The sequence below is a fragment of the Glaciecola siphonariae genome, assembly GCF_042652645.1.
Classification (GTDB): domain Bacteria; phylum Pseudomonadota; class Gammaproteobacteria; order Enterobacterales; family Alteromonadaceae; genus Glaciecola; species Glaciecola siphonariae.
In genome coordinates this window covers 1135895-1158420 of record NZ_JBHSGU010000002.1, presented here as the reverse complement: position 1 = coordinate 1158420, position 22526 = coordinate 1135895, and the positions used below count along the sequence as shown (strand labels likewise).

Sequence of the window (22526 nt, the reverse complement as noted above, 5' to 3'; positions counted from 1 at the left end):
ACTGGCTATGTTTTATGCGGTTTTTTGTTCTGCTTGGGATTTTTCAACTCTTAACGCTGTTGTATTAAGATTGTTCCTGAGCCACATACTACGCACGCCGCCTGCGCTCACATCGATGCCTAGCGCCTCCGTCATTTTCAACGCAACTCGTTGTTGACCGAGATGAGGATTCTCAATTGAGAAATGGATAACCGCCTTCTCAATTTCCATATCCACACAGTTTTTATGCCGTATGTTAGGCGTCTCTTGGCGTTTTAAGGCATCAGGTCCGCCTTGCGCAACTAACTTTAAATGACGGTAGATAGTGTCCCGTGACACGCCACTTTGTCGCGATGCTTTAGCGACGTTGCCGAGCTTCTCGACCAAGGCGAGCACCTCTAATTTCTTTTGGATCTCTACATCTTCACGTGCCAACTTGCTAGGCTCATTGACTTCAGAGATAGCCAATTCTCTCCCCGCGAAGTGGGCTGTGAAGGCTTTTTTGCTGGTGTTTCTAATTTCGATTTTCTGATTCGCAATGGAATGTTTAAGTGGCGAATCAATCAAATAGAACTTATTGCCATAACTAAAGGTGTGATCATTGCGGATTTTGCGATGGTCTTTGATCACGCAGATATCATCAAGGTTAATGTGTTTTGATAGCGGAGTAAATTCAGGTGTTTGTTTTGATTTAACTTGGACTTTCGATTGCCAGAACTGCGGAATAAACACATGTTTGAGATAGGCGTTGGCGGCAGCAATATCGTTGATATTATTTAGCCTAAGCTCAGGCACTAAACGGTCTTGGAAGGTGTCGAAGGCGCGTTCAACGCGGCCTTTACCCTGCGGTGAATTAGCAAAGATAATTTCGATACCTAGCTCATCACAGGCCCGCTGCATTTGAGAGAAGTTGCAACGTTTGGGTCCACCGAATATACCGGCTCTGTCCACGTATAGCGTTTTAAAAACACCTTTCGTTTCAATGCAATCACGCATAACTTTTAAGCAGCCCACGGTAGTTTCAGAAGGAAAGAACTCAGCATGCACTTCACTGGTGGCATCATCAATCATGGCGATTAAGCAGTGCTTTTTATTTCCAAACCAGCGATGCGGGCTGCCATCCATTTGCATCATAAGGCCCGGTGCTGACATGCGTTCTCTACGTTTACGAGCGACACCACGTCGACGTTTAGCGCGCTTCACATGATGAATGTCATGTGCCCAACCACGCAGTGTTTCTCGCTTCACGACAATGTGCTCATCAACCTCTAATTTTTCAGCAAGATGGAGCAAATTCAAATCAGAATATTTTTCTTTGATTAAGGCCTGCACGGCTTTTTTAATTGAAACAGGTGTTTTATTCGGTGGGGATTTTCCGCTATTACCATGCACGACAAACTGAATACCGACTTGCTGATATCGTTTCACATAGCGTTCAATGGAGCGGCGAGACTTACTGAGTAACTTAGCAGCGTTGGCAATTGTTATCCTGCCCTCGACCACTTTAGCAATAATATCAACTGTGAGTTGAGCTTTAGAATCCATCACGATCATCCTCAACATGCCTCAAATATTCAAAAAAAGAACATTACCAGACATGTAAAAAAGTGACCGACAGTTTCCCTTGGTAATTAGCGATTACGACAGAATCGCTTGGTAATTAAAGTACGACAAAGTCGCTTGGTGTTAACAGGCATGATATGTATTAGCGTAGACTCAATTAGACCATTTAAAATTGAGAGTCCGACCAGACTCGACAGTCTCCTGTAAGGCAATTGCGGCCGTACGAGCGTGATTCTATCAAATGAGCGTTTAGTGCCAAAAGCCAATATATCAGCCTCTTAGTTATTTGCATTGCAGAAGAAAGCGAACGTTTCAAAATGTCACATGCAAAAGTTAACTACTAGCGACCACAAAGAAACGTCATTCCCAACTCGATTCTAGCTCTTCTACACAATTATGAACTTTATTGCTTTCGTATGATCAGATCCCGGAATTGATACTTCTTGGGATTTCTGATGATTAAAGATATTCAACAGTGGGCAGAATTTACTTTTCATGCAAGTGAGCTTGGAGATAGTCGCAGAACAAATAGACTAATAAAAATGGTGTGTGGTCTTGCTAAAAATGTCGGTAAATCAGTGGTACAGTCAAGTAAAGACGATGCCGTGGTTGAAGGAAACTACCGTTTGATAAGAAGCAAGCACATCACCGCTGAACCAATCGCAGAAAGTGGCTTCGCTGCGACTGCGACGCAGGCGCAAAATTATGGTGAGATATTAGCCTTGGAAGATACTACTTCTCTTACATACAACCGCGAAAATTTGCCGGATAAGTTGGGCTATACCTCAAACTCACTTAACGCCAAATACACCGGTTTTGAAGCCCACAGCATTTTACTGTTCTCACCAACACACCATCGGGTTAATAGAACAGCGCCGATGGATGTGTGACGCTAAGAGCTTTGGTAACAGTAAGTTCAATGGTAAACGAGCATATCATGATAAAGAAAGCTACAAATGGGAGCTTGCCTCGCGTGCGATGAGTGAGCGCCTAGGCGATAAAATGAACGAATGTATTAGTGCCTGCGATAGAGAAGCTGACGTAGTTGAATATCTATCTTACAAGTGCATTAACAATCAACGGTTTGTTGTGCGAACCAAGTCAAACCGACCCTCACAAGATGGCGGTCGTTTGTTTGATGAGATGGGCACACAAAAAGTTGAGGGGCTATATACGGTAGACATCCCACAGCGTGGAGGGCGAAAAAGTAGAAAGGCTAAATTATCGATTCAATATGCTCAGGTGAATGTATTAGCACCGGAGCGTAAACAAACGACTTACCCGCCTCTACCGATTTATGCCATATCATGCCAAGAAAGTCAGTGCGATTCAGACAAAGGTTTACACTTACTGCTACTCACCACTGAGCCAGTGACTTGCTCAGAGCAAGCCAGAAAAATCGTTTCATTCTATGAAGCTAGGTGGAAGGTAGAGCTGTTTCATAAAGTCTGGGAAAGTGAGGGGACTAACGTCGAGAAACTAAAAATGCACCAGTTCGAAAGCCTCGAAAAACTGGCTGTAATACTGGCCTTTATCGCCTGTAGGTTGATGCAATTGAAAGACATGGGCGACAGTAAACTTGGTGAAACGGCACCTTGCACATTATGTTTGAACACAAATCAGTGGCCAATGGTATACAAAGCAATTTACAAAAAATTACCCGAGCAAGACAAACTTCCTAGCGTTAAATGGGCTTATCAATCACTGGGTAAATTGGTCGGATGGAACGACAGTAAACAGACGGAACGGGTTGGATGGAAGACTCTCCACGAGGGCCCAGCCAAGTTAGATAACTTATTAGAAGCTGTTGAGCTGCTCAAGCTGGAAATGTGATCAAGAGCTAGAACTCGATTGGGAACCTCGCAAATCACCTAGAAAACTTAACAACAGTACTTTTCAGAACGATAAAATTGCTCTACTGTTAATTTATGATTGAAAAGGAATTCAATCATAAAGCAACCATTCGTATACATAATCACCAACGATTGAAATACCACACTATACATCGGCGTTACTAGCAATCTGGTTGACCATATCAAGGGGACAGACTTCTTGGATAATCCAACGGTTGGCTTCTTCAAAGACTCTGACCCCTTTGGTTTGGTTGGCAAAGTCTGCAAGGTAAACACTTTCTGCCCTCGTTGGGGTCCGGAGCAATTAGCTAGCTAACAGAGGCCCCACCCAGCAGGGTTGTATTTGCAGTAGACTATCCTCGTCATCTACCGGTAAATTCAATTCGCTATTTTCCATATCGCGCTGAACAAAGCCGACGTTCTCTAAATATCTAGCAATACGTTGACTGATGGTATGCACGAGAGCAACCATATCGACATGTGAGGGTGCCTTGACGCGAGTGAGCGAAGTTCCGCCCCAAGCATTTTCGCTAATCGCATCTTCGAGGAACAGCATATGGAAGAAAAGTTTAGATTAAGCGAACTTCCAAAGTGCTGAATAAGCAGCACTGCTCTGGTTTTTGCTTGCTTGTTGGAAAAGCTAGCACGGTTAATAATAATATTGCATACTATGCTCTCAATCTTTTTGTCGTGAGTTAGACATTTTGAAACCATATTGCGGTTCTTTTAGCACAAAAACAAACCAAATTAGGATTGACAACATCAAAATTGCAACCCCAGGAATTTGTTCACTAAGAATAAAAAAAACAGGCAATACGGCCACAAGACTCGCTCTCTTAAACCTTTGGTTTCTATTCAGTTTGTAATAGCTAATATTGTGATGATTAAATAGAAAAATATTTGCTATTAATATTAGACTAACACTCGCTAAAAACCCGATTGCTATTAAACCAATTTGTAACAACTTAATATAGTCTTCAATCATATTCTCTCCTATTACATTGCCTGACAGGACCGTCTGCAAACTAACAGTATTCCGCGCATCAAAAAATAAAGAACTAGAGTGATAAGCTTAACCATCTTTGTTAATAAGTTCAGGAGCATACATCATGAATTTATCGTAGAGCTCAGCATCACTGACAGCGAGACCATTAACCGCATTAGTATGCTCGCTCTTTATATTTGCACCAGAGTTGATCAACCGCTCGACAAAATATATCGCTCTAGGGTTAATGATAGCCTTACTGATAGCTTCGCTTAACAAGTCACTTTGGCCAAGGTTCACTGGAATATTCTGGTTTAGCAGGAAATCGAACGTGCTGACGTCATTAGCATTAAGCATTGCATAATGCAGTGCATTCCTACCTTCGGAGTCGGTCATCGTTATATCCAGCCCATAATTTTGATATTCTTCTATTTTTTTCCATTGGCTTTTGGACGCTAATATCGCAATATGTTCGCCGGTAAATTGCGCTCCCATTTCTAACAAAGAAGTTATCGTTTCGTTGGGCGCGCTGTGTTGAATTGCTAGGCTCAGTGCTAAAGAATTGTTCAAATGCCCGTTCTCATGCATATAATTAACGCTATGCATAAAAGCTTCCCAATCATTACTTACTGACGAACTGAAAAGGTCTTGGATATTTTTTGCTGAGCGACTAGCAGTTGAGTCCTCTGAACCGAGTGTTTTCGCTAATTCTGATTTTGCACGTTGTAGATATTTCATCCTTTCATCACTTGATAATTCCGAAAATTGGGCAGGGCTCATAAGTGAATAAACGCTGTTATCTTCTTCGACCACCTGCGAATCTCTAGTATTTGTGCTTTTTTGAGATGGAACTATGATATTTGGATTATTTACTTTCGAATCACCTATGGGCAGCGGAGCTACATTATCTGGCTCACCATTTTTAGCGGCCTGCAACCCTCCTTGCGACTCATTATTTGATGAACTATGAACGCTGAAGTAATAGTAGGCGAATGCCGCAACAGAGATTGCAACTATTGTGAAAATTAATTTAGTCAAGCTAGACATGCGTCAAACTCCAAATCTTAATTAGATATAGGCTCTAACAACAGTGAGCCTTGCATAGAAATTTGCCTTTCGTAGTGTCTTCGGCTTCCAAAAAAACTCTCTACCGCAGCAATCCCGGCGGTCCCGTTTAGGTATGAATTACGGTTACACTTTACACACTAGAATCAAACGCTCTGAATGTTCTGTATCGCAGATGTCCAACTCGACTGCTAACAGCGCAAGATTAGCTATCTCACAAGCAGCAACGGTAGCAGGAGTTAAGCCAATCAAGCCTAAGCATCCCGCAGCTGTAGCACTGGCAACGCCTTGCGCCACAGTACGACAGTTGAGTCTCGTCCTACCTGATTCGAGTTTGCACTCTTCCTTCTCACTTATTTCATCTTCTGGCGGGGGATCGGACGGGGCCGGATTTTGTCCACCACTCGGACCAATACCTCCGCCTGGTTGGCCGCCACCCCCGCCGCCACCGGGAGGTGCTCCGACACCACCTCCACCTGAGCCAGGCTGAAATGAATCCTCGTTTGATGGCCCATTACCTTGAGTTTCATGGCACTCTATAACTTCAGGCGGGCAGGGAGGTAATTCAGCTTGAGAAAGGTTTGGTATTAGAAAAAAAGAGCTCCACAAGATGTAAGAGAGCATATTTTTAGGAGAATTTTTAGTATTGTTGACTTGTTGACTTTCCTAGCATATCAGAGTCTTCCTTTTACATAACATAATTAGTAAATATTCATGTACGTTGCTTACAAAGTAAACATCCTAATTAGAGCTTTGTCAACTTTTTTACTGACACTTCATCGCATGAGTTTTTAGTGTGTCTGCTTAGTCTATCTGTAGTGGCATACTGAATTTGGCCATCTAACTTTAAGTGTTATGCTTCAAGCATAGCAAGATTAGGTGAAACAATGAGCCAAAAAAAGAAAGGCAGATTCAGCCCCGAATTTAGATTAGAAACCGCGCAGTTGGTCGTCGATCAAGGATACACCCAAAAAGAAGCATCTGAAGCTATGAATGTTGGCTTTTCTACTGTTGGACTGTGGGTAAAACAACTTCGACAAGAACGCCAAGGGAATCCTGGTAGACATTCCCCAATGACGCCAAAGCAGATTGAGATTAGAGAGCTGAAGAAGAAGCTGGAACGCGCCGAGCTAGAAAAGGACATATTAAAAAAGGCTACCGCTCTGTTGATGTCGGACTCCATGAAACACTCTCGTTAATCGAGAAGCTGAGTCAGAGCGATAAGGACCATTATCCGGTCAAAGTGGTGTGTGAAGATTGGACGTCCATCGCAGCACCTATAAATATTGGCATCAGCGTGATAAACGCTTGTCACCAGAGGCCGCCAGGCTACACAGTTTGGTAAAAGAAGCTTACCGCCTAAGTGGTGGCTCTGCTGGGGCAAGAACAGTTGCTGATATCGTGACGAATGATGAGTCTCACACAGTGAGCTTGTCGCGATATCGAGCGACAAAGTTAATGAAGAAGCTGGATTTAGTCAGTTGTCAGCTTCCGCAGCACAGCTATAAGAAAGCGACGCAAGAGCACGTAGCTATTCCTAATTCGTTGGATAGGCAATTTGCTGTTACCGCACCCAATCAGGTGTGGTGTGGCGACGTGAGTTTTATCTGGACAGGTAAACGATGGGCGTATTTAGCGGTTGTCATTGACTTGTTTGCACGTAAACCTATCGGTTGGGCTATGAGTCATTCACCCGATAGTAACCTAACATGTCAGGCGTTAACAATGGCGTTCGAAAGCAGAGGAAGGCCCATGGACGTTATGATTCATAGCGACCAAGGGTGTCACTACACAAGACGCCAATTTAGACAGCTTGTCTGGCGATATCGCTTGACGCAAAGCATGAGTCGACGAGGAAATTGTTGGGACAACAGCCCAATGGAACGTTTTTTCAGAAGCTTAAAAACAGAATGGATACCGACGACAGGCTACAAAAGTTTTGAAGAAGCCAAACGTCGAATTAATGATTACATCATTGGCTACTACAGCGAAATCAAGCCACATTCATACAATGGTGGACTGACGCCAAATGAGTCAGAGAAAAGGTACTGGAATTACTATAAACCGGTGGCCAAAAACAGTTGACCACTACACTAGTGGGGGATTTTTCTTCTAGCAATCGCTTTATTTTAATCCTATTTAGGTTTTTACCAAATTACCTAACTCTTTGCTAGGCCTATTCCTTTGTGCGCATATTTAAAATGGTCTAAGGTGATGAACGACCCTTTTGGTCATTTGCGTGAGTATGAGAAATTTTTTGCTGTAAATAAGCAGTATAAGTTCACAGGACGAGTTATGAAAACGCTCACCATTTTTAAGCTCCACCGCCGATTTTATGTTAAGTAGAGACTAATTCACTTAAAGGCATTGAACATCCGCTTTATCGCAAAAGCACCGTTTCGTCAGCACTGAAATATCAATTTCAAAACCTAACATGCAAATCGTCGGCATTATTCAACGGCCTCTCTTAGCAATCCAAAAAATTCATTGTAAAAGGCGACTTTGTCTATGCGTTTTTCGTCGTCCATGCCCATTCTCACAATCACCATATTCCACTGCGGGATAATAAACAGCATGTTGTTATTAAACCCTCGAGCGTAATACGTGTCGCCAGGCGCATTTGGCATCTGCCTTTGGCCGCTTGCATTTACCCCATTCACCCATCAGTTGAAACCATAGTAGCCCACGCCGTCGATACTCTTACGGTCGGTGTCTGCTGTTTTGATTGACAGGGGAATTTGATTGCGACTCGCTGCCTCCACCCATTGCTTGTTAATTAGTGGTTTTGCTTCGCCATTTTGCTGCCATTGCTGATTAACTTCTCTGCAAAAGTTATGTTTGCTTTCTATAAAATCATTTAGTACGGTCAATGTGATTGTTTATATTTTAACCAATCGATAGTGTTTATTCGAGCAACCCAAAAGCGTGTAATATTCAAACGATACGGAGATTAGCTATGAATTTTATTTTATTGATGCTGATAATAGTAGTCTACTCTCAACAAAGCATAGCGGTTGACCGAAGTGAACTATATGGCGTATTCAGCCAAGAAGAACTCAGCGACATGTACTTTGAAAAATCAGATTTGTTGCAAGCTGAAAAGCTAAATAAAAATGTTAACCTACAAGATTTTATACACTGTATGTCGCGTAAGAATGAAACAGAATGCCTATCAAGAAGTGAAGGGCAGGTTTACATGATATTTTTAGACGATAACTCAGTCCGCAAGATAGTATATGAGTACGAAAAGTCAAACGTGAAATCAGTCCCTGTCGGAACTTTAGCGCTAAATGGCGTTGAACTGCAATTTATGCAGCGATTAATGGTCAAGGTAAGCAAAGCAAAGGATGAGCTGTTACGAGGTCATCTTCCTTTCGAACTTCAGAACTATAAATCAAAGAATTTAACAGACGCACGAAAAGCATCACCTTCATCGGTACGAATTAGACTGACTAGTTGACAACTTTGGTTGGTTACACAATATGTATGACATCTGGGTTTATATTATTATCTCTGTTATTACGATCGTGGGTGTAGTTCGATACCTCTTTAACACAAGGGGTGAGATAGGCTATTTATTAGTGCTTTGCTGCCTTGGTTCCCTCATTGCTTTTGAGCTCTTTATTTATATCGAGTGCACTATTAAAGCAAAGCAATGTAAAGCTGGCACTTTGTCGATAGTTGGTGATGTTATATTCATATTGATTGTTTTTTGCAGTTCTGCGTTTATAAATATACTGCTCAACCTGAGAAAACGAGATTCATAAAAACCGATCACTTTTCGCACGGCACATGCACAATTTGAGTTCTCCAAACAATGCGACCCGCTATGGTTAGCGACATTGCATAAATTAATTCACTTACAGGCGTAAAACGTCCGCTTTATCGCAAAAGCACCGTTTCGTCAGCACTCTAATATCAATTTCAAAACCAAACATGCAAATCGTCGGCATTATTCAACGGCCTCTCGTAGCAACCCAAAAAATTCATTGTAAAAGGCGACTTTGTCTATGCGTTTTTCGTCGTCCATGCCCATTCTCACAATCACCATATTCCACTGCGGGATAATAAACAGCATGTTGTTATTAAACCCTCGAGCGTAATACGTGTCGCTAGGCGCGTTTGGCATCTGCCTTTGGCCGCTTGCATTTACCCCATTCACCCACCAGTTGAAACCATAGTAGCCCACGCCGTCGATACTCTTACGGTCGGTGTCTGCTGTTTTGATTGACAGCGGAATTTGATTGCGACTGGCTGCCTCCACCCATTGCTTGCTAATGAGTCGTTTTGCTTCGCCATTTTGCTGCCATTTGCCGCCGTTGAGCATCAGTGAGCCGTACTTGGCCAAATCAATGGCCGAGAGCTCAATACCGCCTGCGCCGTAATTCATCGTATAGCCATGCGGACGATTTGTTTCGTGCCACCACTTCCAATTTGTTATTTGCATAGGCTGCATGAGCTTTTCATTTAAGTAGTCATATAATGACTGTTGCGCTAGCTGTGTTAATACATCGCCAAACACAATCATTGCTTCATCCCAATAAGCAAAGGCCGTTCCGGGCGGGAATAATGGTGTGCCGCTAGCGAAAGGCGTTACCGACCAGTCTTCGCTGTTTTCTTGCCAACGATTTTCACCGCTCGCGTTGTAACCCGATGTCATAGTGGCAAGGTGGCGCAAGCTCACTTGGGGATAGGCATCACAATATTGCGCATCAATATCACAAATTAAAGTGTCTAAAGTTGCTTTGTTCTCTGCTATTAGCAGGGCGAGTGCTGTACTGGTAAAACTTTTGGTGACCGAATAAACATTGTGCACAACATCCACCCTCGACCCTGCAAACACCGCTTTATTGCCATGCAATATAAGCGTTTGGCTTATGCCGTCATCACCGGCATTGCTTTGAATATAATCAAGGGCGCGAGCTAATTTATCTGGCTTTATTCCGAGGTTTTCGGGAGCCACTAATGGCCAAGGACCAACAGTTTTAGGGTCCAAAACACGCGCATAGGCCAGCGAAGGAACTAAAATGCCGAAGACCAGCGCGAAAAAAAAGCAGCTAAAGGTATGCAGGCGCAAACGCATGAGCAGAGCGGTATCACGTCGCAAGAGGGGATTTTTGTTTTTCATGTTCACAGAGATTCGTCAATATTTAATGTTGACAAGGATACTGTTTGGCACATAGTATTTATACTGTGTTACACACAGTGTAAATGGCAGAGTGAAAAATGAGCAATGAACGCATAAATAAGTTAAGGCTAGAATTACGCAGGGGCGCCCTAGTTATGAGTGTGCTTGCCGCGAGCCGAGAGCCACAATATGGATACTCATTAAGAAAGCACTTAGGCGAGGCGGGGATAGACATTGATGAAGGAACCTTATACCCACTTATCAGGCGATTGGCACAGCAAGGTCTGCTTGATAGCGAATGGAAAAATATCGGCACGAGAGAGCGCCGCTATTACCTACTAAATGAAAATGGCCATGAGGTGCTCGAGCAACTCACTAAAGACTGGCAACAATTGAATAATAGTATTTCTGTATTATTGGAGAACACATAATGGATTTAGTAAACCGATACATATCGGCGGTACAGCAAGCCTTACCTGCTGATAAGCAAGACGAAATAGGGCGAGAACTTAAAGCTAATATTTTAGATGACATTGACGCCATGAACGCCCAAAACGGGGGCAGTGATGACAATGTGCAAGCTGTATTAAAAAAATATGGTCACCCAGAACTCACCGCAAATCGCTTTTACGAACGCCCTGCATTAATCGCAGGTATAGATATGGCGCTATATAAAAAGGTCTTATTTCACGGCGCGGCGTTTTTGTTTACATATGCGGTAGTGCTAACCGTATTTGCGATGCTACAAGACGATTCAATCAATCCAATCAGGCTGTTGCTGCAATCTTTGATGATATTTATTGATAAAGTCAGTCTGCTTTTTTTGATTTTAACGCTTACTTTTTACTATTTGGGCAAATCAGGCTCAATTTCAGGTAGGCTTTATAAAACATGGACATTGGATAAACTCCCATCTGATCCTAGTTTTAAGGTAAGTAATTCAGACACCATCACCGACATCATCACCAACAGTTTTTTATTACTTATTTTGTGGACGCACTTATGGATGAGCAACGATGTGTATCAGCAGCAAGTGCTTTCTCTAGCGCCATCGGCTGAGCATTGGCGAATTATTTTGACGGTGCTTTGCGTGCAGTCGCTGATACAAGCGCTTTATCGATTAACCCAGACCTACTGGCAGAGACGTAGCTATATAGCCTATATCGTTGATCATGCGGTATTTGCGCTAGCCGCATTGTTTATGGCAGCCACAACCCCGATAATCTTTGTAAAAGAGGAAGCTTCTGCAACTATACCTTCAATGATTTTATCGTTTGTTGAATCGTCGCAGACCCATTTTTTATTGTCAGTCGCAGCCATTTTAGTTGTACTTGTGATTATTCAGTTAACTAAATTGTCGAGATTGAACGAGATTGAACGAGATTGAACGAGATTGAACGAGATTAAAAATAGCATAGCGGGTATTGTGATTCATACGGACCGCTCGGACACAGCTAAAACGACCGCTAACAACACAACGGTCACTCAGTCTTGTCTTTAAACTCGCATAAGTCTTCAATAATACAAGAACCGCAGCGTGGCTTTCGGGCCACGCAAGTATATCGTCCATGCAGTATCAGCCAGTGATGCACGTCGACTTTAAATTCTTTTGGCACGACTTTAAGCAGTTTTTCTTCTACTTTTTCAACCGTTTTACCCATCGCTAATTTGGTGCGGTTGCTCACTCGATAAATATGGGTATCTACCGCAATCGTGGGCCAGCCAAATGCGGTATTGAGCACTACGTTTGCGGTTTTACGACCTACACCAGGCAAGGCTTCTAGCGCCTCTCTGTTTTCAGGGACCACCGACTGATGTTTCTCAATCAAGATGCGGCATGTTTCCAGCACGTTTTTCGCTTTAGAATTAAATAAACCAATGGTTTTAATGTATTCCTTCAAGCCGTCTAGCCCTAAGGCGTAAATTGCCTCTGGTGTATTGGCAACTGGAAAAAGCTTATCGGTGGCTTTGTTTACGCCCACATCGGTTGCTTGTGCAGATAAAATAACAGCAATAAGCAATTCAAACGGACTTGAGTAATTAAGCTCGGTAGTAGGGTGCGGGTTATTAGCTCGCAAACGAGACAGTATCTCAAAGCGTTTTTGTTTGTTCATAAATCTGTTCCGGTAACGCGGGCACGCTGAACCACCTTTTTGCTGGTTTGAGCCGCTCTTTTCGCCATGACATTATCGATTATATTCTTTGCCGCAATTAGCAAGCCCATGCCTAAAAATGCGCCTGGAGGTAAAATGGCCAGCAAAAAGTTTGCATCTGTGGTGAATACTTGAATTTTTAGTGTACTGGCCCAGTCGCCTAATAACAGCTCAGCGCCGCTGAACAGCGTACCTAAACCGAGTAGTTCACGCATGGCGCCTAGCACGACTAATATGAGGGTAAAGCCAATCCCCATGGCTAATCCATCAAAGGCGGCAAACTGCACTGGATTTTTCGACGCGTAGGCTTCGGCTCGTCCAATAATGGCACAGTTAGTAACAATCAGCGGAATGAATATGCCTAAGGCCTGATAAAGCTCAAAAGTGTAGGCATGCATAATAAGCTCAACTACCGTCACAAAGGCCGCAATCACCATCACAAAAATTGGAATTCGAATTTCATTCGGAACAAAATTACGAACCAGCGACACAGTTATGTTCGACCCAAGCAGCACAAGGGTTGTGGCCAAACCCAGCCCAAGTCCGTTTACAACCGTGCCGGTAACGGCAAGTAAAGGGCACAAGCCCAATAGTTGCACAAGGGCAGGGTTGTTTTTCCATAAACCTTGAATACTTAAATTTTTATATTCACTCATCGGCTATCTCCATTCGCATATCACCTGATGAGCAGTTAGCCTCGCGTTCAAAAATTTGCGTTTGGTGTTGGCCAAGATAAATTGCCGCATCTTTAACGGCGTTTACAACCGCACGCGGCGTGATGGTAGCGCCGGTAAATTGGTCAAACTGTCCGCCGTCTTTTTTCACCTGCCATCGCTGTTCGTTAGCTTCTGAGTAGGGCACATTGTTAAAAGACTTAATCCAATCACTTACACGAATATCAATTTTATCGCCGAGACCGGGTGTTTCTTTGTGATCAATTATGCGGGTGCCCAGAACGACTTGCTCAGGACTTACTGCTACTACCAAATCAATATCGCCGCTGTAGCCGTTTGGACTAGTGGTCTCAATAATAGCGGCAATTGGCTTGCCATCGTTTGTGGCCCTGAAAATGCGTTGCTTTTGGTCTCCAAGTAATGGGTCTGGGGCTACAACAATACAGTCGGTATGTAATAGGTTGTCGTGTTGGCTTTCTGGAACAAGCTCATTTAACACGCTCATGAGTTGTTGTTCTTTTGCGAGGGCTATTTTGTCTTTTGTTGCATAAAAAGTGAGGGCAATAAGCGCAGTGCTGACAAATGCGAATCCTGCCAAAATCGCGCCATTTTTACTGATATATTTCATCATGTTAGCGCTGCTCCTTTATACGCGGCTCATTGTTCTTAAGCCTATGGCCGTATGTTCGAGGACGCGTATAGTAGTCTATGAGCGGTACTGCCATATTCAGAAGCAGTACTGCAAAGGCCACTGCATCAGGGTAGTTGCCCCAAGTACGAATAATAATGATCCACGCGCCAATAGCCCCGCCAAATATTAAGCGGCCGCGATTGGTGGTGGCCGCTGACACCGGATCGGTCGCAATAAAGAATGCGCCAATGATCAATGAGCCATTTAACAAGTGAAACAAAGGAGATGCGAACTGAGAACTATCCGCTAAATTCAAAATAAGTGCGACGCTCATGGCACCCATAATCATACTCACAGGGATATGCCAATTAATCACCTTAAGCTTAATCAGTGCAAGCCCGCCAATTAAATAGGCTATGGACACAGGCGCCCATGCTAGGCCCCAACTCCCCGAGAACATCTGATGCTGCAAGGCCTCTTGTACGGTGTAGCCCTCTGTAAGAGAGGTTTTGACATGATCAAGTGGTGTAGCCATGCTCATGCCGTCGTATCCTATACGCAACTGCTCAATGCTGTAGCCATCTACGGTAAAACCGGTAAACACGGTAAAAATAGCATCCAGCGCGGTAAAGCTCTGCTCGCTTAATTCCATTGGCGGGAGCCATGCGGTCATTTGCACAGGAAACGAAATTAGCAGCATGACGTATGCGGCCATGGCAGGGTTGAACATATTAAAGCCAAGACCGCCATAAGCTTGTTTTACTATGGCGATGGCGAAAAAACTACCAATAACCACTATCCACCAAGGAGCAAGCGGTGGAATACAAATGCCAAGCAGTAAACCCGCCAGCGCGGCGCTTGAGTCTTTTATGATACGCTCTGTGTGTTTGCGTCGCAGCTCGCAAATAAGCGCTTCGGTGATGACGGCGGTGAGTACGCCAAGCCCAATTTGAACGAGTACTCCCACACCAAAAAACCAGCATTGTAGGGCAATACCCGGTATGCATGCATACATCACAATACGCATAACTTGTCCGGTATCGCGCATATTATGATGATGCGGTGAGCTGCCTACTTGTAGTTTACTCATCGTTTGCCTTTGAATCATTAAGTGTTTGCGCAGAATCGGATTGTTTGGCTAATGCAGCCTTTTTTGCCTTTGCTCTGGCCAGTGCCGCAGCAATTTTATCTTTGGCCGCACCACCGTCGGTCTTCATGGCTTTTTGCCGCGCCTGTGCTGCTAAGCGATGTTTTTCTTCACGCGCTTGTTTTTCTTTAAGCAACCTTTCTTGTCTAGCTTCAAAACGAATACGCGCTTTTTCGGCCCGCTCTTTCTCAACACGCTGTTGACGAATATCGGCTTTTGCTTTGCGGTAATAATGAACGAGGGGTATCTCGCTAGGGCACACGTATGCGCATGCACCGCACTCTATGCAGTCAAATAAATTATACTCTTGTGCTTTGTCATATTCTTTCGCTTTGCTGTGCCAAAACATCTGCTGCGGCAGCAACGATGCAGGACACGCATCAGCGCATGCGGAGCAGCGAATGCAGGCGCGCTCATCCTCTACTAAGGGAAGCTCTCCTTTTGCAGGCACTAAAATACAATTCGTAGTTTTTACCACCGGTACTTGCACTGAACTCAAGGTAAAGCCCATCATTGGGCCGCCCATAATAATACGAGGATAGCTTTGTTTCTCGCTCTCGTATCCGGCGTGCTTTAAAAGATGTTTAATCGGTGTGCCAAGGCGTGCCCATACATTTTTTGGAGCGCTCAGTGCCTCGCCTGTCAGAGTGACAACGCGCTCTATTAATGGCTTGCCCTCCATAACAGCATCTGCAATGGCATAGCACGTCCCCACGTTATACATTAAACATCCCACGTCTACTGGCAGTCCGGTCGCTGGGACCTCACGGGAGGTTAATACTTGTATGAGCTGCTTTTCGCCACCAGCGGGATATTTGGTAGGCACGCTAACAACATGATAAGTGTCTTGCTGCTGGCATGCGATGGAAAGTGTTTCAAGCGCCTCTGGTTTATTATCTTCCACCGCCACAATGACCTGTTTGGGGTTAAGCAAATAGCACAAAATATCGATGCCTTGTCTAATTTGCCAAGCATGTTCTCGCATTAAACGGTCGTCTGAGCTTATGTAGGGCTCGCATTCAATGCCATTTATAATCAAAAACTCAATGGGTTGCACATTGTTCGACTTAAGATGCGTTGGAAAACCCGCGCCGCCCATGCCGCTGATGCCCGCTCGACAAATTGCTTCTATGATTTCGCTTTTGCTGCGCTTGTTATAGTCAGTAAGAGGGGTAAATTCAGCCTGCGTGTCTAGCCCATCTAACTTTATGGTAACCGTTAATTCACTCATGCCAGAGGGGTGTGCAGACACATGTTCATCTATCGCAATGACTTCTCCAGAACTCGATGCATGCACCGGGACTGCAAAGGCATTTTCGCTAGCGGTAAGTGCTTGACCTTTCTTTACGGTGTCGCCTACTTTAACTAAAACATCGCCTTGCACACCGATGTGTTGCTTAAGCGGGATGTGAACGACATCGGGTAAAGGAAGGCGTGCAATATTACTTTGATTAGATAAAGATTTTTTTTCAGCAGGGTGTACTCCACCCGGAAAATCCCACAACTGCTGCAGAGCAAGGCGTTCCATTATTTGGTCGTAATCGGCAAACATATTGGCTCCCTATAGCTGCTTAACTGGGATTTCGCCCACGCTTACGTGTGTAAAATCCCACTGCCAACTTTCAGCATTGTCGTTTAGCGGTACCATATCGATACAATCGACAGGGCAGGGGGCAACACATAAATCGCAGCCCGTGCATTCGTCAATAATCACGGTGTGCATATGTTTTGCCGCGCCAATAATGGCGTCTACCGGGCAGGCCTGAATGCATTTTGTGCATCCTATACACTCATCTTCGCGAATAAACGCTACTTTCTTAATATCCTCAGTGCCGTGGTCTGCATCTAAAGGTTTTGCTTCGACGCCCATTAAGTCGGCCAATTCTTTTATCGTTGCCTCCCCACCAGGAGGACATTTGTTTATTTCATCGCCATTGGCTATTGCTTCGGCATAAGGACGGCAGCCCGGGTAGCCACATTGGCCGCACTGCGTTTGTGGTAACACGCTGTCGATTTGTTCAACAAGCGGGTCACTCTCTACCTTAAAGCGAATGGATGCATAAGCGAGCAAAGCACCAAACACCAAAGCAATGCTCGAGAATATAATAATGGCGATGAGGGTAAACGTCATTTTATTAGGCCCGTAAAGCCCATAAAGGCCAAAGACATTAGACCGGCGGTAATCATAGCGATAGAGGCACCTTTGAAAGGCACTGGGACATCGGCTGCGCTAAGTCGCTCGCGCATAGCTGAAAACAAAATAAGCACAAACGAGAAGCCCACAGCGGCACCGAAGCCATATACTATCGACTCTAAAAAATTATGTTGTTTAGTGGTGTTCAAAAGGGCCACGCCTAACACGGCGCAGTTAGTGGTAATTAAGGGGAGAAATATGCCGAGCAGGCGATAGAGGCTAGGACTTGTTTTTCGCACTACCATTTCGGTAAACTGCACCACTACCGCTATCACCAATATAAAGCTTAAGGTACGCAGGTATTCTATTCCGAGCGGCTGAAGGATGTAAGATTCCACAAGATAACTGCTCATAGATGCGATGGTCAGCACAAACGTAGTCGCCATCGACATTCCAATGGCAGTTTCCAGTTTTCCAGACACACCCATGAAGGGGCAAAGTCCTAAAAACTGCACTAACACAAAGTTGTTCACCAAAACTGTACTTAGCAGTAGCAGTAATATTTCTATCATTGTCGAATACTTGAACCTTTGCTTATTTTACGTCTGAATCTGCGCGTCTTTCGAAGTCTAGAATTATCGCCTTTTCAGACAGATTAAACAACACGTTAAACGTAAGGGTATTCGCTAATTGATGGATTCGGTGGGGAGTATAGAATAGATAAGAGAGACTCGATTTATGATGGCTCCCCCTCCCCGACTCGAACGGGGGACCTGCGGATTAACAGTCCGTCGCTCTAACCAACTGAGCTAAGGGGGAATTATCATAAAAAGTGCATTAAAAGTTGGCTCCCCCTCCCCGACTCGAACGGGGGACCTGCGGATTAACAGTCCGTCGCTCTAACCAACTGAGCTAAGGGGGACCTGACTTTTAACGGATGCGCATATTAAAGAGCATGCAGTAAACTGTCAATAAACAATTGCGGTTTTTTAAATAATATCCGAAGTAGAGCACTTCGACTGATGGTTTTTACAGCAGAGCATACTGTATTTAAGTGTATTTTCGGAACACACAAGTTAAAAAATAAGCAAGAGAAATCACGCTAATTTTATTAATTAATTGTCTTAAAAAACCTGAGATATTGTTTTTGCTACTTATAACTTAATAATCATTATTTCAGTAAATACCGAATAAAAAGATATTAATTTTTAGTTGATTACTGTATCTTTACACAGTTATTCATAAAACTGTAATAGTCCTATCGGAATTAACTGGTTAGTAACAACTTACATCGAAAAAACTAAACAAGTTTGTAACTAGCGCCATTATTAAGGCGCAGCCAGTTATCCACGTTTTCTGTGGATAACTATGTGTATTAAATTTTTAAAATTTGGTCAGTATAAATCGATGGCTTGTCAATAATGAATTCAATTTTTTTTGATTAAATTTAATTTTATAAGCAAAATCAGATGCTTAAGGGTTTATTGATATTGCCCTTATTTGTCAACAGGCAAAAGGGCGTAGTACCTCGCTGCCTGTGTGTTAAATTTGCGACTATTCATGTGATGAATGAGGCAGACGGCGAATTGACGCCATATGTGTCAAAAATGTGACAGCTAGGTTAAGGCCGGTATTTGCGACTGGCAAGTAAGTTCTTGATGATTTATGCAGACTTTTATACCTACTAAAGTGCACTTACTGCGCCAGTATGAGTATAAGTCATGTATAGTGAAGCGATATCGCTTTGTTTGTGCTTAATTAGGTAAATACTACTTTGGTAAACAATCACTCGTGAAGTCAACAACTAGTGCTCGGAATTTAGTTTCAGACGACATTCCATCAACGCTCAAAAACATGACCGTGCCTATGATATTCGGCATGATTATGTTGATGACATTTTCTTTGGTCGATACTTATTTTGTAAGTCTATTGGGTACCGATCAGCTCGCCGCTATCAGCTTTACCTTCCCGGTAACCTTTACCGTAATTAGCTTAAACATTGGCTTAGGGATAGGCACATCTGCAGTCATTGGCAAATTCTTAGGTAGCGGCGAAACTAGTCATGCGAAAGCTATTGCGAGCGGCTCAATCATGCTGTCGGTTTTGCTCGTTAGCGTTTTGTGTCTTTTCGGGTATTGGATGATTCAGCCCGTTTTCACCGCGATGGGCGCAAGCCAACAACTCCTAGGATACATTCACGATTACATGTCGGTGTGGTTTTTATCTGGCGTATTTCTAGCCATTCCTATGGTCGGAAATAGTATTTTACGTGCCGCCGGAGATACTAAAACCCCAAGTATTATTATGGCAACTGGCGGAGGCATTAACGCTCTGCTCGACCCAATTTTGATTTTTGGAATGGGACCAATACCGGCGTTTGGCATTCAAGGAGCCGCCATTGCGACCTGCATCGCTTGGGCTGTTTGCGCGGTATGGATTTTATATTTGCTCGCGGTACAGCGAAATTTAATCGAGTCAAGGCTACTTGGTTTTGAGGATTTCAAGCAAGCGGCACGCGGCGTACTCAGCATTGGCTTACCAGCGGCTGGCGCTAACATGCTCACGCCTATCGCTGGCGCTATATTAACCGCTATTGTAGCAAGCTACGGCGCTGAGGCAGTTGCCGCATGGGGAGTAGGCAGCCGGTTAGAGTCTATGGCAAGTATTTTGGTGCTCGCACTGTCCATGTCACTGCCGCCTTTCATTTCGCAAAACTTTGGCGCAAATAAGTTTGAACGCATAATTGATTCTTACAAGTTAAGTCTTAAATTTGTGATGGCCTGGCAGCTGTTCATGTTTGCAGTGCTTGCGATAACTGCGCCATGGGTAGCGGCTATTTTTGCCAAAGAACAAGAAGTAAGCGAGTATATTCAGCTTTTCTTGTTTATTGTGCCACTCGGTTACGGTTTGCAGGGCATCATTATTTTAACGAATTCATCATTAAATGCGATGCACAAGCCCATGGGGGCATTGGTGTTGAGTATCGTTCGCTTATTTGTATGCTATGTTCCATTTGCCTATGTAGGCAGCACAATGTTTGGTCTGCTTGGTTTGTTCTGGGGCTGCGTAATCGCGAACTTCGTGACAGCCGCGCTTTCATACTATTGGTTTATGAAAGAAGTGAACCAACAAAAGACGATATACGAACAAAACCACGCTTCTTCTGTTATTAACATCAACAAAAAGGCCACTAATGAGTAAAGGCTTTGATTTAGTCTCAAAATATTCGCCCGCGGGCGACCAGCCAAATGCGATTGCGTCATTGGTCGATGGCCTTGAAAGCGGTCTTGCCACGCAAACGCTGCTGGGGGTAACCGGCTCCGGTAAAACATTCACGATGGCAAACGTCATTTCTCAAGTGCAGCGACCCACCTTAATTCTTGCGCACAATAAAACCTTGGCGGCGCAGCTATACGGTGAGATGAAAGACTTTTTTCCGAACAATGCGGTTGAATACTTTGTTTCCTATTACGATTACTACCAGCCTGAAGCGTATGTACCGAGCACTGACACCTTTATTGAAAAAGACGCCTCGATAAACGATCACATCGAGCAGATGCGTTTGTCGGCAACAAAGGCATTGATGGAACGTCGAGACGTGGTGATCATCGCTTCGGTATCGGCGATTTACGGTTTGGGCGATCCTAAAAGCTATATGAAAATGCTCCTGCATTTGCGAAAAGGCGACTTAATGGACCAGCGCGACATTTTACGTCGCTTGGCCGAACTGCAGTACAAACGCAACGATATCGCCTTTGAGCGCGGTACTTTTAGGGTGCGCGGTGACGTTATCGATATATTTCCTGCCGACTCCGAAAAACAAGCGGTGAGAGTACAGCTGTTTGATGAAGAAATAGAGCAAATTAGCCTATTTGATCCACTCACCGGTGTGGTTGATAAAAACGTCATTCGTACTACTGTGTTCCCGAAAACGCATTACGTGACGCCGCGTGAGAAAATTGTTGATGCTATCGAATTTATTAAGACTGAATTAAAAGAAAGGCAAAAGCAGCTTAAAGACAACCACAAATTACTTGAAGAACAGCGTATATCTCAGCGCACTCAATTTGATATTGAGATGATGCTAGAGTTAGGGTATTGCTCGGGTATTGAAAACTACTCGCGTTATCTTTCTGGCCGTGCTCCGGGCGAGCCTCCCCCTACCTTGCTCGATTACTTCCCCGCAGACGGATTGTTGTTTATTGACGAGTCGCATGTGACGGTATCTCAGATTGGCGCAATGTACAAAGGTGACCGCTCGCGCAAAGAAACACTTGTAGAATATGGATTTAGATTGCCATCGGCGCTCGACAATAGGCCCTTGAAGTTCGACGAGTTTGAGCGTATCTCCCCGCAAACGATATATGTTTCGGCCACGCCTGGAAACTATGAGCTTGAGAAGTCTGGCGGTGACGTGATAGAGCAAGTAGTGCGTCCGACAGGCTTGCTTGACCCTGAAATTGAAGTAAGGCCGGTAGCAACACAGGTTGATGATGTACTCTCTGAAATTCATAAACGAGTTGCGGTTAACGAGCGCGTTCTCATTACCACGCTGACAAAACGAATGTCTGAGGATTTGACAGAATATCTTAACGAACATGGGGTCAGAGTGCGCTATCTGCATTCTGATATTGATACGGTTGAGCGTATCGAAATAATTCGTGACCTGCGTATAGGTAAATTTGACGTTCTAGTGGGTATAAACCTGCTGCGTGAGGGCTTAGATATGCCAGAGGTGTCTTTAGTGGCAATATTAGATGCAGATAAAGAAGGCTTCCTACGCGCTGAAAAATCGCTTATACAAACAATTGGTAGGGCGGCTCGCCACCTCAACGGTCACGCTATTTTGTATGGCGATACCATCACCAAATCAATGCGCAAAGCGATAGATGAAACTGACCGTCGCCGCGAAAAACAGCGTGCTTACAACCTTGAAAACGGCATAGTCCCGCAACAGCTTAATAAGCCAATTACCGATATAATGGACTTAGGCGACAGCTCTGCTCATCCTGCTTCGGGCAAGATTAAGCTGAAGAAAATGGGCGATAAGCAAAAAGCGCAAAAAGCCATGTCGGTCACCGATATGATGGCGCAAATCACGCAATTAGAAAAACGTATGTTCGAACATGCCAGAGATTTAGAATTCGAAAAGGCCGCTTCATTGCGGGATGAGGTGGAGACATTGCGCGCTGAAGTCGTAAAATTGTCTTAATT

The 22526-nt window shown here is 44.1% G+C and carries 22 protein-coding genes, 2 tRNA genes and 1 pseudogene; 8 read left to right on the top strand and 17 right to left on the bottom strand.

Annotated features, from left to right (window positions below):
* Positions 1 to 12: 12 nt before the first annotated feature.
* Positions 13 to 1533: an ISNCY family transposase gene (locus ACFO4O_RS06515; RefSeq protein WP_382406673.1), complete on the bottom strand. Its 1521-nt coding sequence runs from the start codon at positions 1531 to 1533 to the stop codon at positions 13 to 15.
* A 464-nt stretch (positions 1534 to 1997) separates the two neighbouring features.
* Here ACFO4O_RS06515 and ACFO4O_RS06510 point away from each other — a divergent pair, with 464 nt between their 5' ends.
* Together ACFO4O_RS06510 and ACFO4O_RS06505 are read left to right on the top strand one after the other, a co-directional pair.
* A complete protein-coding gene (locus ACFO4O_RS06510) occupies positions 1998 to 2432 on the top strand; it encodes an IS4/Tn5 family transposase DNA-binding protein (protein ID WP_382406671.1) in 435 nt (144 codons plus the stop codon).
* Positions 2425 to 3375 (top strand): IS4 family transposase, encoded by a 951-nt coding sequence (locus ACFO4O_RS06505; RefSeq protein ID WP_382406669.1) that lies wholly within the window; start codon positions 2425 to 2427, stop codon positions 3373 to 3375. Before ACFO4O_RS06510 ends, ACFO4O_RS06505 begins: the two co-directional genes overlap by 8 nt.
* A 324-nt stretch (positions 3376 to 3699) precedes the next feature.
* On the opposite strand, the gene ACFO4O_RS06500 is transcribed toward ACFO4O_RS06505, so the two are convergent.
* The 4 genes from ACFO4O_RS06500 to ACFO4O_RS06485 all read right to left on the bottom strand — a co-directional run bounded on the left by ACFO4O_RS06500 (position 3700) and on the right by ACFO4O_RS06485 (position 5975).
* Entirely contained in the window at positions 3700 to 3951 is a 252-nt protein-coding gene (locus tag ACFO4O_RS06500) for a hypothetical protein (RefSeq protein WP_382406667.1), read from the bottom strand.
* Between the two features lie 120 nt (positions 3952 to 4071).
* Positions 4072 to 4380, bottom strand: a complete 309-nt coding sequence (locus ACFO4O_RS06495) for a hypothetical protein (RefSeq protein WP_382406665.1) — start codon at positions 4378 to 4380, stop codon at positions 4072 to 4074.
* Positions 4381 to 4467: 87 nt separating this feature from the next.
* A complete protein-coding gene (locus tag ACFO4O_RS06490) occupies positions 4468 to 5427 on the bottom strand; it encodes an ankyrin repeat domain-containing protein (protein WP_382406663.1) in 960 nt (319 codons plus the stop codon).
* A gap of 371 nt (positions 5428 to 5798) precedes the next feature.
* Positions 5799 to 5975 (bottom strand): hypothetical protein, encoded by a 177-nt coding sequence (locus ACFO4O_RS06485; protein WP_382406661.1) that lies wholly within the window; start codon positions 5973 to 5975, stop codon positions 5799 to 5801.
* Positions 5976 to 6332: 357 nt separating this feature from the next.
* On the opposite strand from ACFO4O_RS06485, the pseudogene ACFO4O_RS06480 reads away from it, so the two are divergent.
* Positions 6333 to 7530, top strand: a pseudogene (locus ACFO4O_RS06480) (IS3 family transposase).
* Between the two features lie 365 nt (positions 7531 to 7895).
* Here the strand turns inward: ACFO4O_RS06480 and ACFO4O_RS06475 are convergent.
* A complete protein-coding gene (locus tag ACFO4O_RS06475) occupies positions 7896 to 8105 on the bottom strand; it encodes a hypothetical protein (protein ID WP_382406659.1) in 210 nt (69 codons plus the stop codon).
* 3 nt (positions 8106 to 8108) lie between these two features.
* Entirely contained in the window at positions 8109 to 8315 is a 207-nt protein-coding gene (locus tag ACFO4O_RS06470) for a hypothetical protein (protein WP_382406657.1), read from the bottom strand.
* An 86-nt stretch (positions 8316 to 8401) separates the two neighbouring features.
* On the opposite strand from ACFO4O_RS06470, the gene ACFO4O_RS06465 reads away from it, so the two are divergent.
* Positions 8402 to 8905: a hypothetical protein gene (locus ACFO4O_RS06465; protein WP_382406655.1), complete on the top strand. Its 504-nt coding sequence runs from the start codon at positions 8402 to 8404 to the stop codon at positions 8903 to 8905.
* Between the two features lie 492 nt (positions 8906 to 9397).
* Here the strand turns inward: ACFO4O_RS06465 and ACFO4O_RS06460 are convergent, their stop codons facing one another.
* Positions 9398 to 10573, bottom strand: a complete 1176-nt coding sequence (locus ACFO4O_RS06460; protein WP_382406653.1) for a serine hydrolase domain-containing protein — start codon at positions 10571 to 10573, stop codon at positions 9398 to 9400.
* Between the two features lie 155 nt (positions 10574 to 10728).
* On the opposite strand from ACFO4O_RS06460, the gene ACFO4O_RS06455 reads away from it, so the two are divergent.
* Together ACFO4O_RS06455 and ACFO4O_RS06450 are read left to right on the top strand one after the other, a co-directional pair.
* Complete coding sequence (locus ACFO4O_RS06455) at positions 10729 to 11004, top strand: PadR family transcriptional regulator (protein WP_382406651.1); 276 nt, start codon at positions 10729 to 10731, stop codon at positions 11002 to 11004.
* Positions 11004 to 11960 (top strand): hypothetical protein, encoded by a 957-nt coding sequence (locus tag ACFO4O_RS06450; protein ID WP_382406649.1) that lies wholly within the window; start codon positions 11004 to 11006, stop codon positions 11958 to 11960. The genes ACFO4O_RS06455 and ACFO4O_RS06450 overlap by 1 nt, the downstream gene beginning before the upstream one ends.
* A gap of 94 nt (positions 11961 to 12054) precedes the next feature.
* On the opposite strand, the gene nth is transcribed toward ACFO4O_RS06450, so the two are convergent.
* The 9 genes from nth to ACFO4O_RS06405 form a co-directional block, all read right to left on the bottom strand.
* A complete protein-coding gene (gene nth / locus ACFO4O_RS06445) occupies positions 12055 to 12687 on the bottom strand; it encodes an endonuclease III (RefSeq protein WP_382406647.1) in 633 nt (210 codons plus the stop codon).
* Complete coding sequence (locus ACFO4O_RS06440; protein ID WP_382406645.1) at positions 12684 to 13382, bottom strand: electron transport complex subunit E; 699 nt, start codon at positions 13380 to 13382, stop codon at positions 12684 to 12686. The genes nth and ACFO4O_RS06440 overlap by 4 nt, the downstream gene beginning before the upstream one ends.
* Entirely contained in the window at positions 13375 to 14031 is a 657-nt protein-coding gene (gene rsxG / locus ACFO4O_RS06435; protein WP_382406643.1) for an electron transport complex subunit RsxG, read from the bottom strand. The genes ACFO4O_RS06440 and rsxG overlap by 8 nt, the downstream gene beginning before the upstream one ends.
* Position 14032: 1 nt before the next feature.
* Complete coding sequence (gene rsxD / locus ACFO4O_RS06430; protein WP_382406641.1) at positions 14033 to 15121, bottom strand: electron transport complex subunit RsxD; 1089 nt, start codon at positions 15119 to 15121, stop codon at positions 14033 to 14035.
* On the bottom strand, positions 15114 to 16730 hold the full coding sequence (gene rsxC, locus ACFO4O_RS06425; protein WP_382406639.1) for an electron transport complex subunit RsxC: 1617 nt from the start codon (positions 16728 to 16730) through the stop codon (positions 15114 to 15116). Before rsxC ends, rsxD begins: the two co-directional genes overlap by 8 nt.
* Before the next feature lie 9 nt (positions 16731 to 16739).
* A complete protein-coding gene (gene rsxB, locus ACFO4O_RS06420; RefSeq protein ID WP_382406637.1) occupies positions 16740 to 17309 on the bottom strand; it encodes an electron transport complex subunit RsxB in 570 nt (189 codons plus the stop codon).
* Positions 17306 to 17884: an electron transport complex subunit RsxA gene (gene rsxA, locus ACFO4O_RS06415; RefSeq protein ID WP_382406635.1), complete on the bottom strand. Its 579-nt coding sequence runs from the start codon at positions 17882 to 17884 to the stop codon at positions 17306 to 17308. Before rsxA ends, rsxB begins: the two co-directional genes overlap by 4 nt.
* Positions 17885 to 18054: 170 nt before the next feature.
* A tRNA-Asn gene (locus ACFO4O_RS06410) sits at positions 18055 to 18131 on the bottom strand.
* Between the two features lie 26 nt (positions 18132 to 18157).
* Positions 18158 to 18234: transfer RNA gene (locus ACFO4O_RS06405), tRNA-Asn, on the bottom strand.
* An 869-nt stretch (positions 18235 to 19103) separates the two neighbouring features.
* Here ACFO4O_RS06405 and ACFO4O_RS06400 point away from each other — a divergent pair.
* Complete coding sequence (locus ACFO4O_RS06400; protein ID WP_465253831.1) at positions 19104 to 20513, top strand: MATE family efflux transporter; 1410 nt, start codon at positions 19104 to 19106, stop codon at positions 20511 to 20513.
* On the top strand, positions 20506 to 22524 hold the full coding sequence (gene uvrB, locus ACFO4O_RS06395; protein WP_382406633.1) for an excinuclease ABC subunit UvrB: 2019 nt from the start codon (positions 20506 to 20508) through the stop codon (positions 22522 to 22524). Before ACFO4O_RS06400 ends, uvrB begins: the two co-directional genes overlap by 8 nt.
* Positions 22525 to 22526 lie beyond the last annotated feature (2 nt).

Excerpts from the sequence above, each read along its gene's own strand:
- ACFO4O_RS06465 (WP_382406655.1), top strand. The coding sequence starts at position 8,402 with ATGAATTTTATTTTATTGATGCTGATAATAGTAGTCTACTCTCAACAA.
- ACFO4O_RS06440 (WP_382406645.1), bottom strand. The coding sequence starts at position 13,382 with ATGAGTGAATATAAAAATTTAAGTATTCAAGGTTTATGGAAAAACAAC.
- ACFO4O_RS06500 (WP_382406667.1), bottom strand. The coding sequence starts at position 3,951 with ATGCTGTTCCTCGAAGATGCGATTAGCGAAAATGCTTGGGGCGGAACT.
- ACFO4O_RS06485 (WP_382406661.1), bottom strand. The coding sequence starts at position 5,975 with ATGAAACTCAAGGTAATGGGCCATCAAACGAGGATTCATTTCAGCCTG.
- rsxB (WP_382406637.1), bottom strand. The coding sequence starts at position 17,309 with ATGACGTTTACCCTCATCGCCATTATTATATTCTCGAGCATTGCTTTG.
- ACFO4O_RS06510 (WP_382406671.1), top strand. The coding sequence starts at position 1,998 with ATGATTAAAGATATTCAACAGTGGGCAGAATTTACTTTTCATGCAAGT.
- ACFO4O_RS06450 (WP_382406649.1), top strand. The coding sequence starts at position 11,004 with ATGGATTTAGTAAACCGATACATATCGGCGGTACAGCAAGCCTTACCT.
- rsxD (WP_382406641.1), bottom strand. The coding sequence starts at position 15,121 with ATGAGTAAACTACAAGTAGGCAGCTCACCGCATCATCATAATATGCGC.
- nth (WP_382406647.1), bottom strand. The coding sequence starts at position 12,687 with ATGAACAAACAAAAACGCTTTGAGATACTGTCTCGTTTGCGAGCTAAT.
- rsxC (WP_382406639.1), bottom strand. The coding sequence starts at position 16,730 with ATGTTTGCCGATTACGACCAAATAATGGAACGCCTTGCTCTGCAGCAG.
- ACFO4O_RS06460 (WP_382406653.1), bottom strand. The coding sequence starts at position 10,573 with ATGAAAAACAAAAATCCCCTCTTGCGACGTGATACCGCTCTGCTCATG.
- rsxA (WP_382406635.1), bottom strand. The coding sequence starts at position 17,884 with ATGATAGAAATATTACTGCTACTGCTAAGTACAGTTTTGGTGAACAAC.
- ACFO4O_RS06515 (WP_382406673.1), bottom strand. The coding sequence starts at position 1,533 with ATGATCGTGATGGATTCTAAAGCTCAACTCACAGTTGATATTATTGCT.
- ACFO4O_RS06490 (WP_382406663.1), bottom strand. The coding sequence starts at position 5,427 with ATGTCTAGCTTGACTAAATTAATTTTCACAATAGTTGCAATCTCTGTT.
- ACFO4O_RS06505 (WP_382406669.1), top strand. The coding sequence starts at position 2,425 with ATGTGTGACGCTAAGAGCTTTGGTAACAGTAAGTTCAATGGTAAACGA.
- ACFO4O_RS06495 (WP_382406665.1), bottom strand. The coding sequence starts at position 4,380 with ATGATTGAAGACTATATTAAGTTGTTACAAATTGGTTTAATAGCAATC.
- ACFO4O_RS06455 (WP_382406651.1), top strand. The coding sequence starts at position 10,729 with ATGAGTGTGCTTGCCGCGAGCCGAGAGCCACAATATGGATACTCATTA.
- uvrB (WP_382406633.1), top strand. The coding sequence starts at position 20,506 with ATGAGTAAAGGCTTTGATTTAGTCTCAAAATATTCGCCCGCGGGCGAC.
- rsxG (WP_382406643.1), bottom strand. The coding sequence starts at position 14,031 with ATGATGAAATATATCAGTAAAAATGGCGCGATTTTGGCAGGATTCGCA.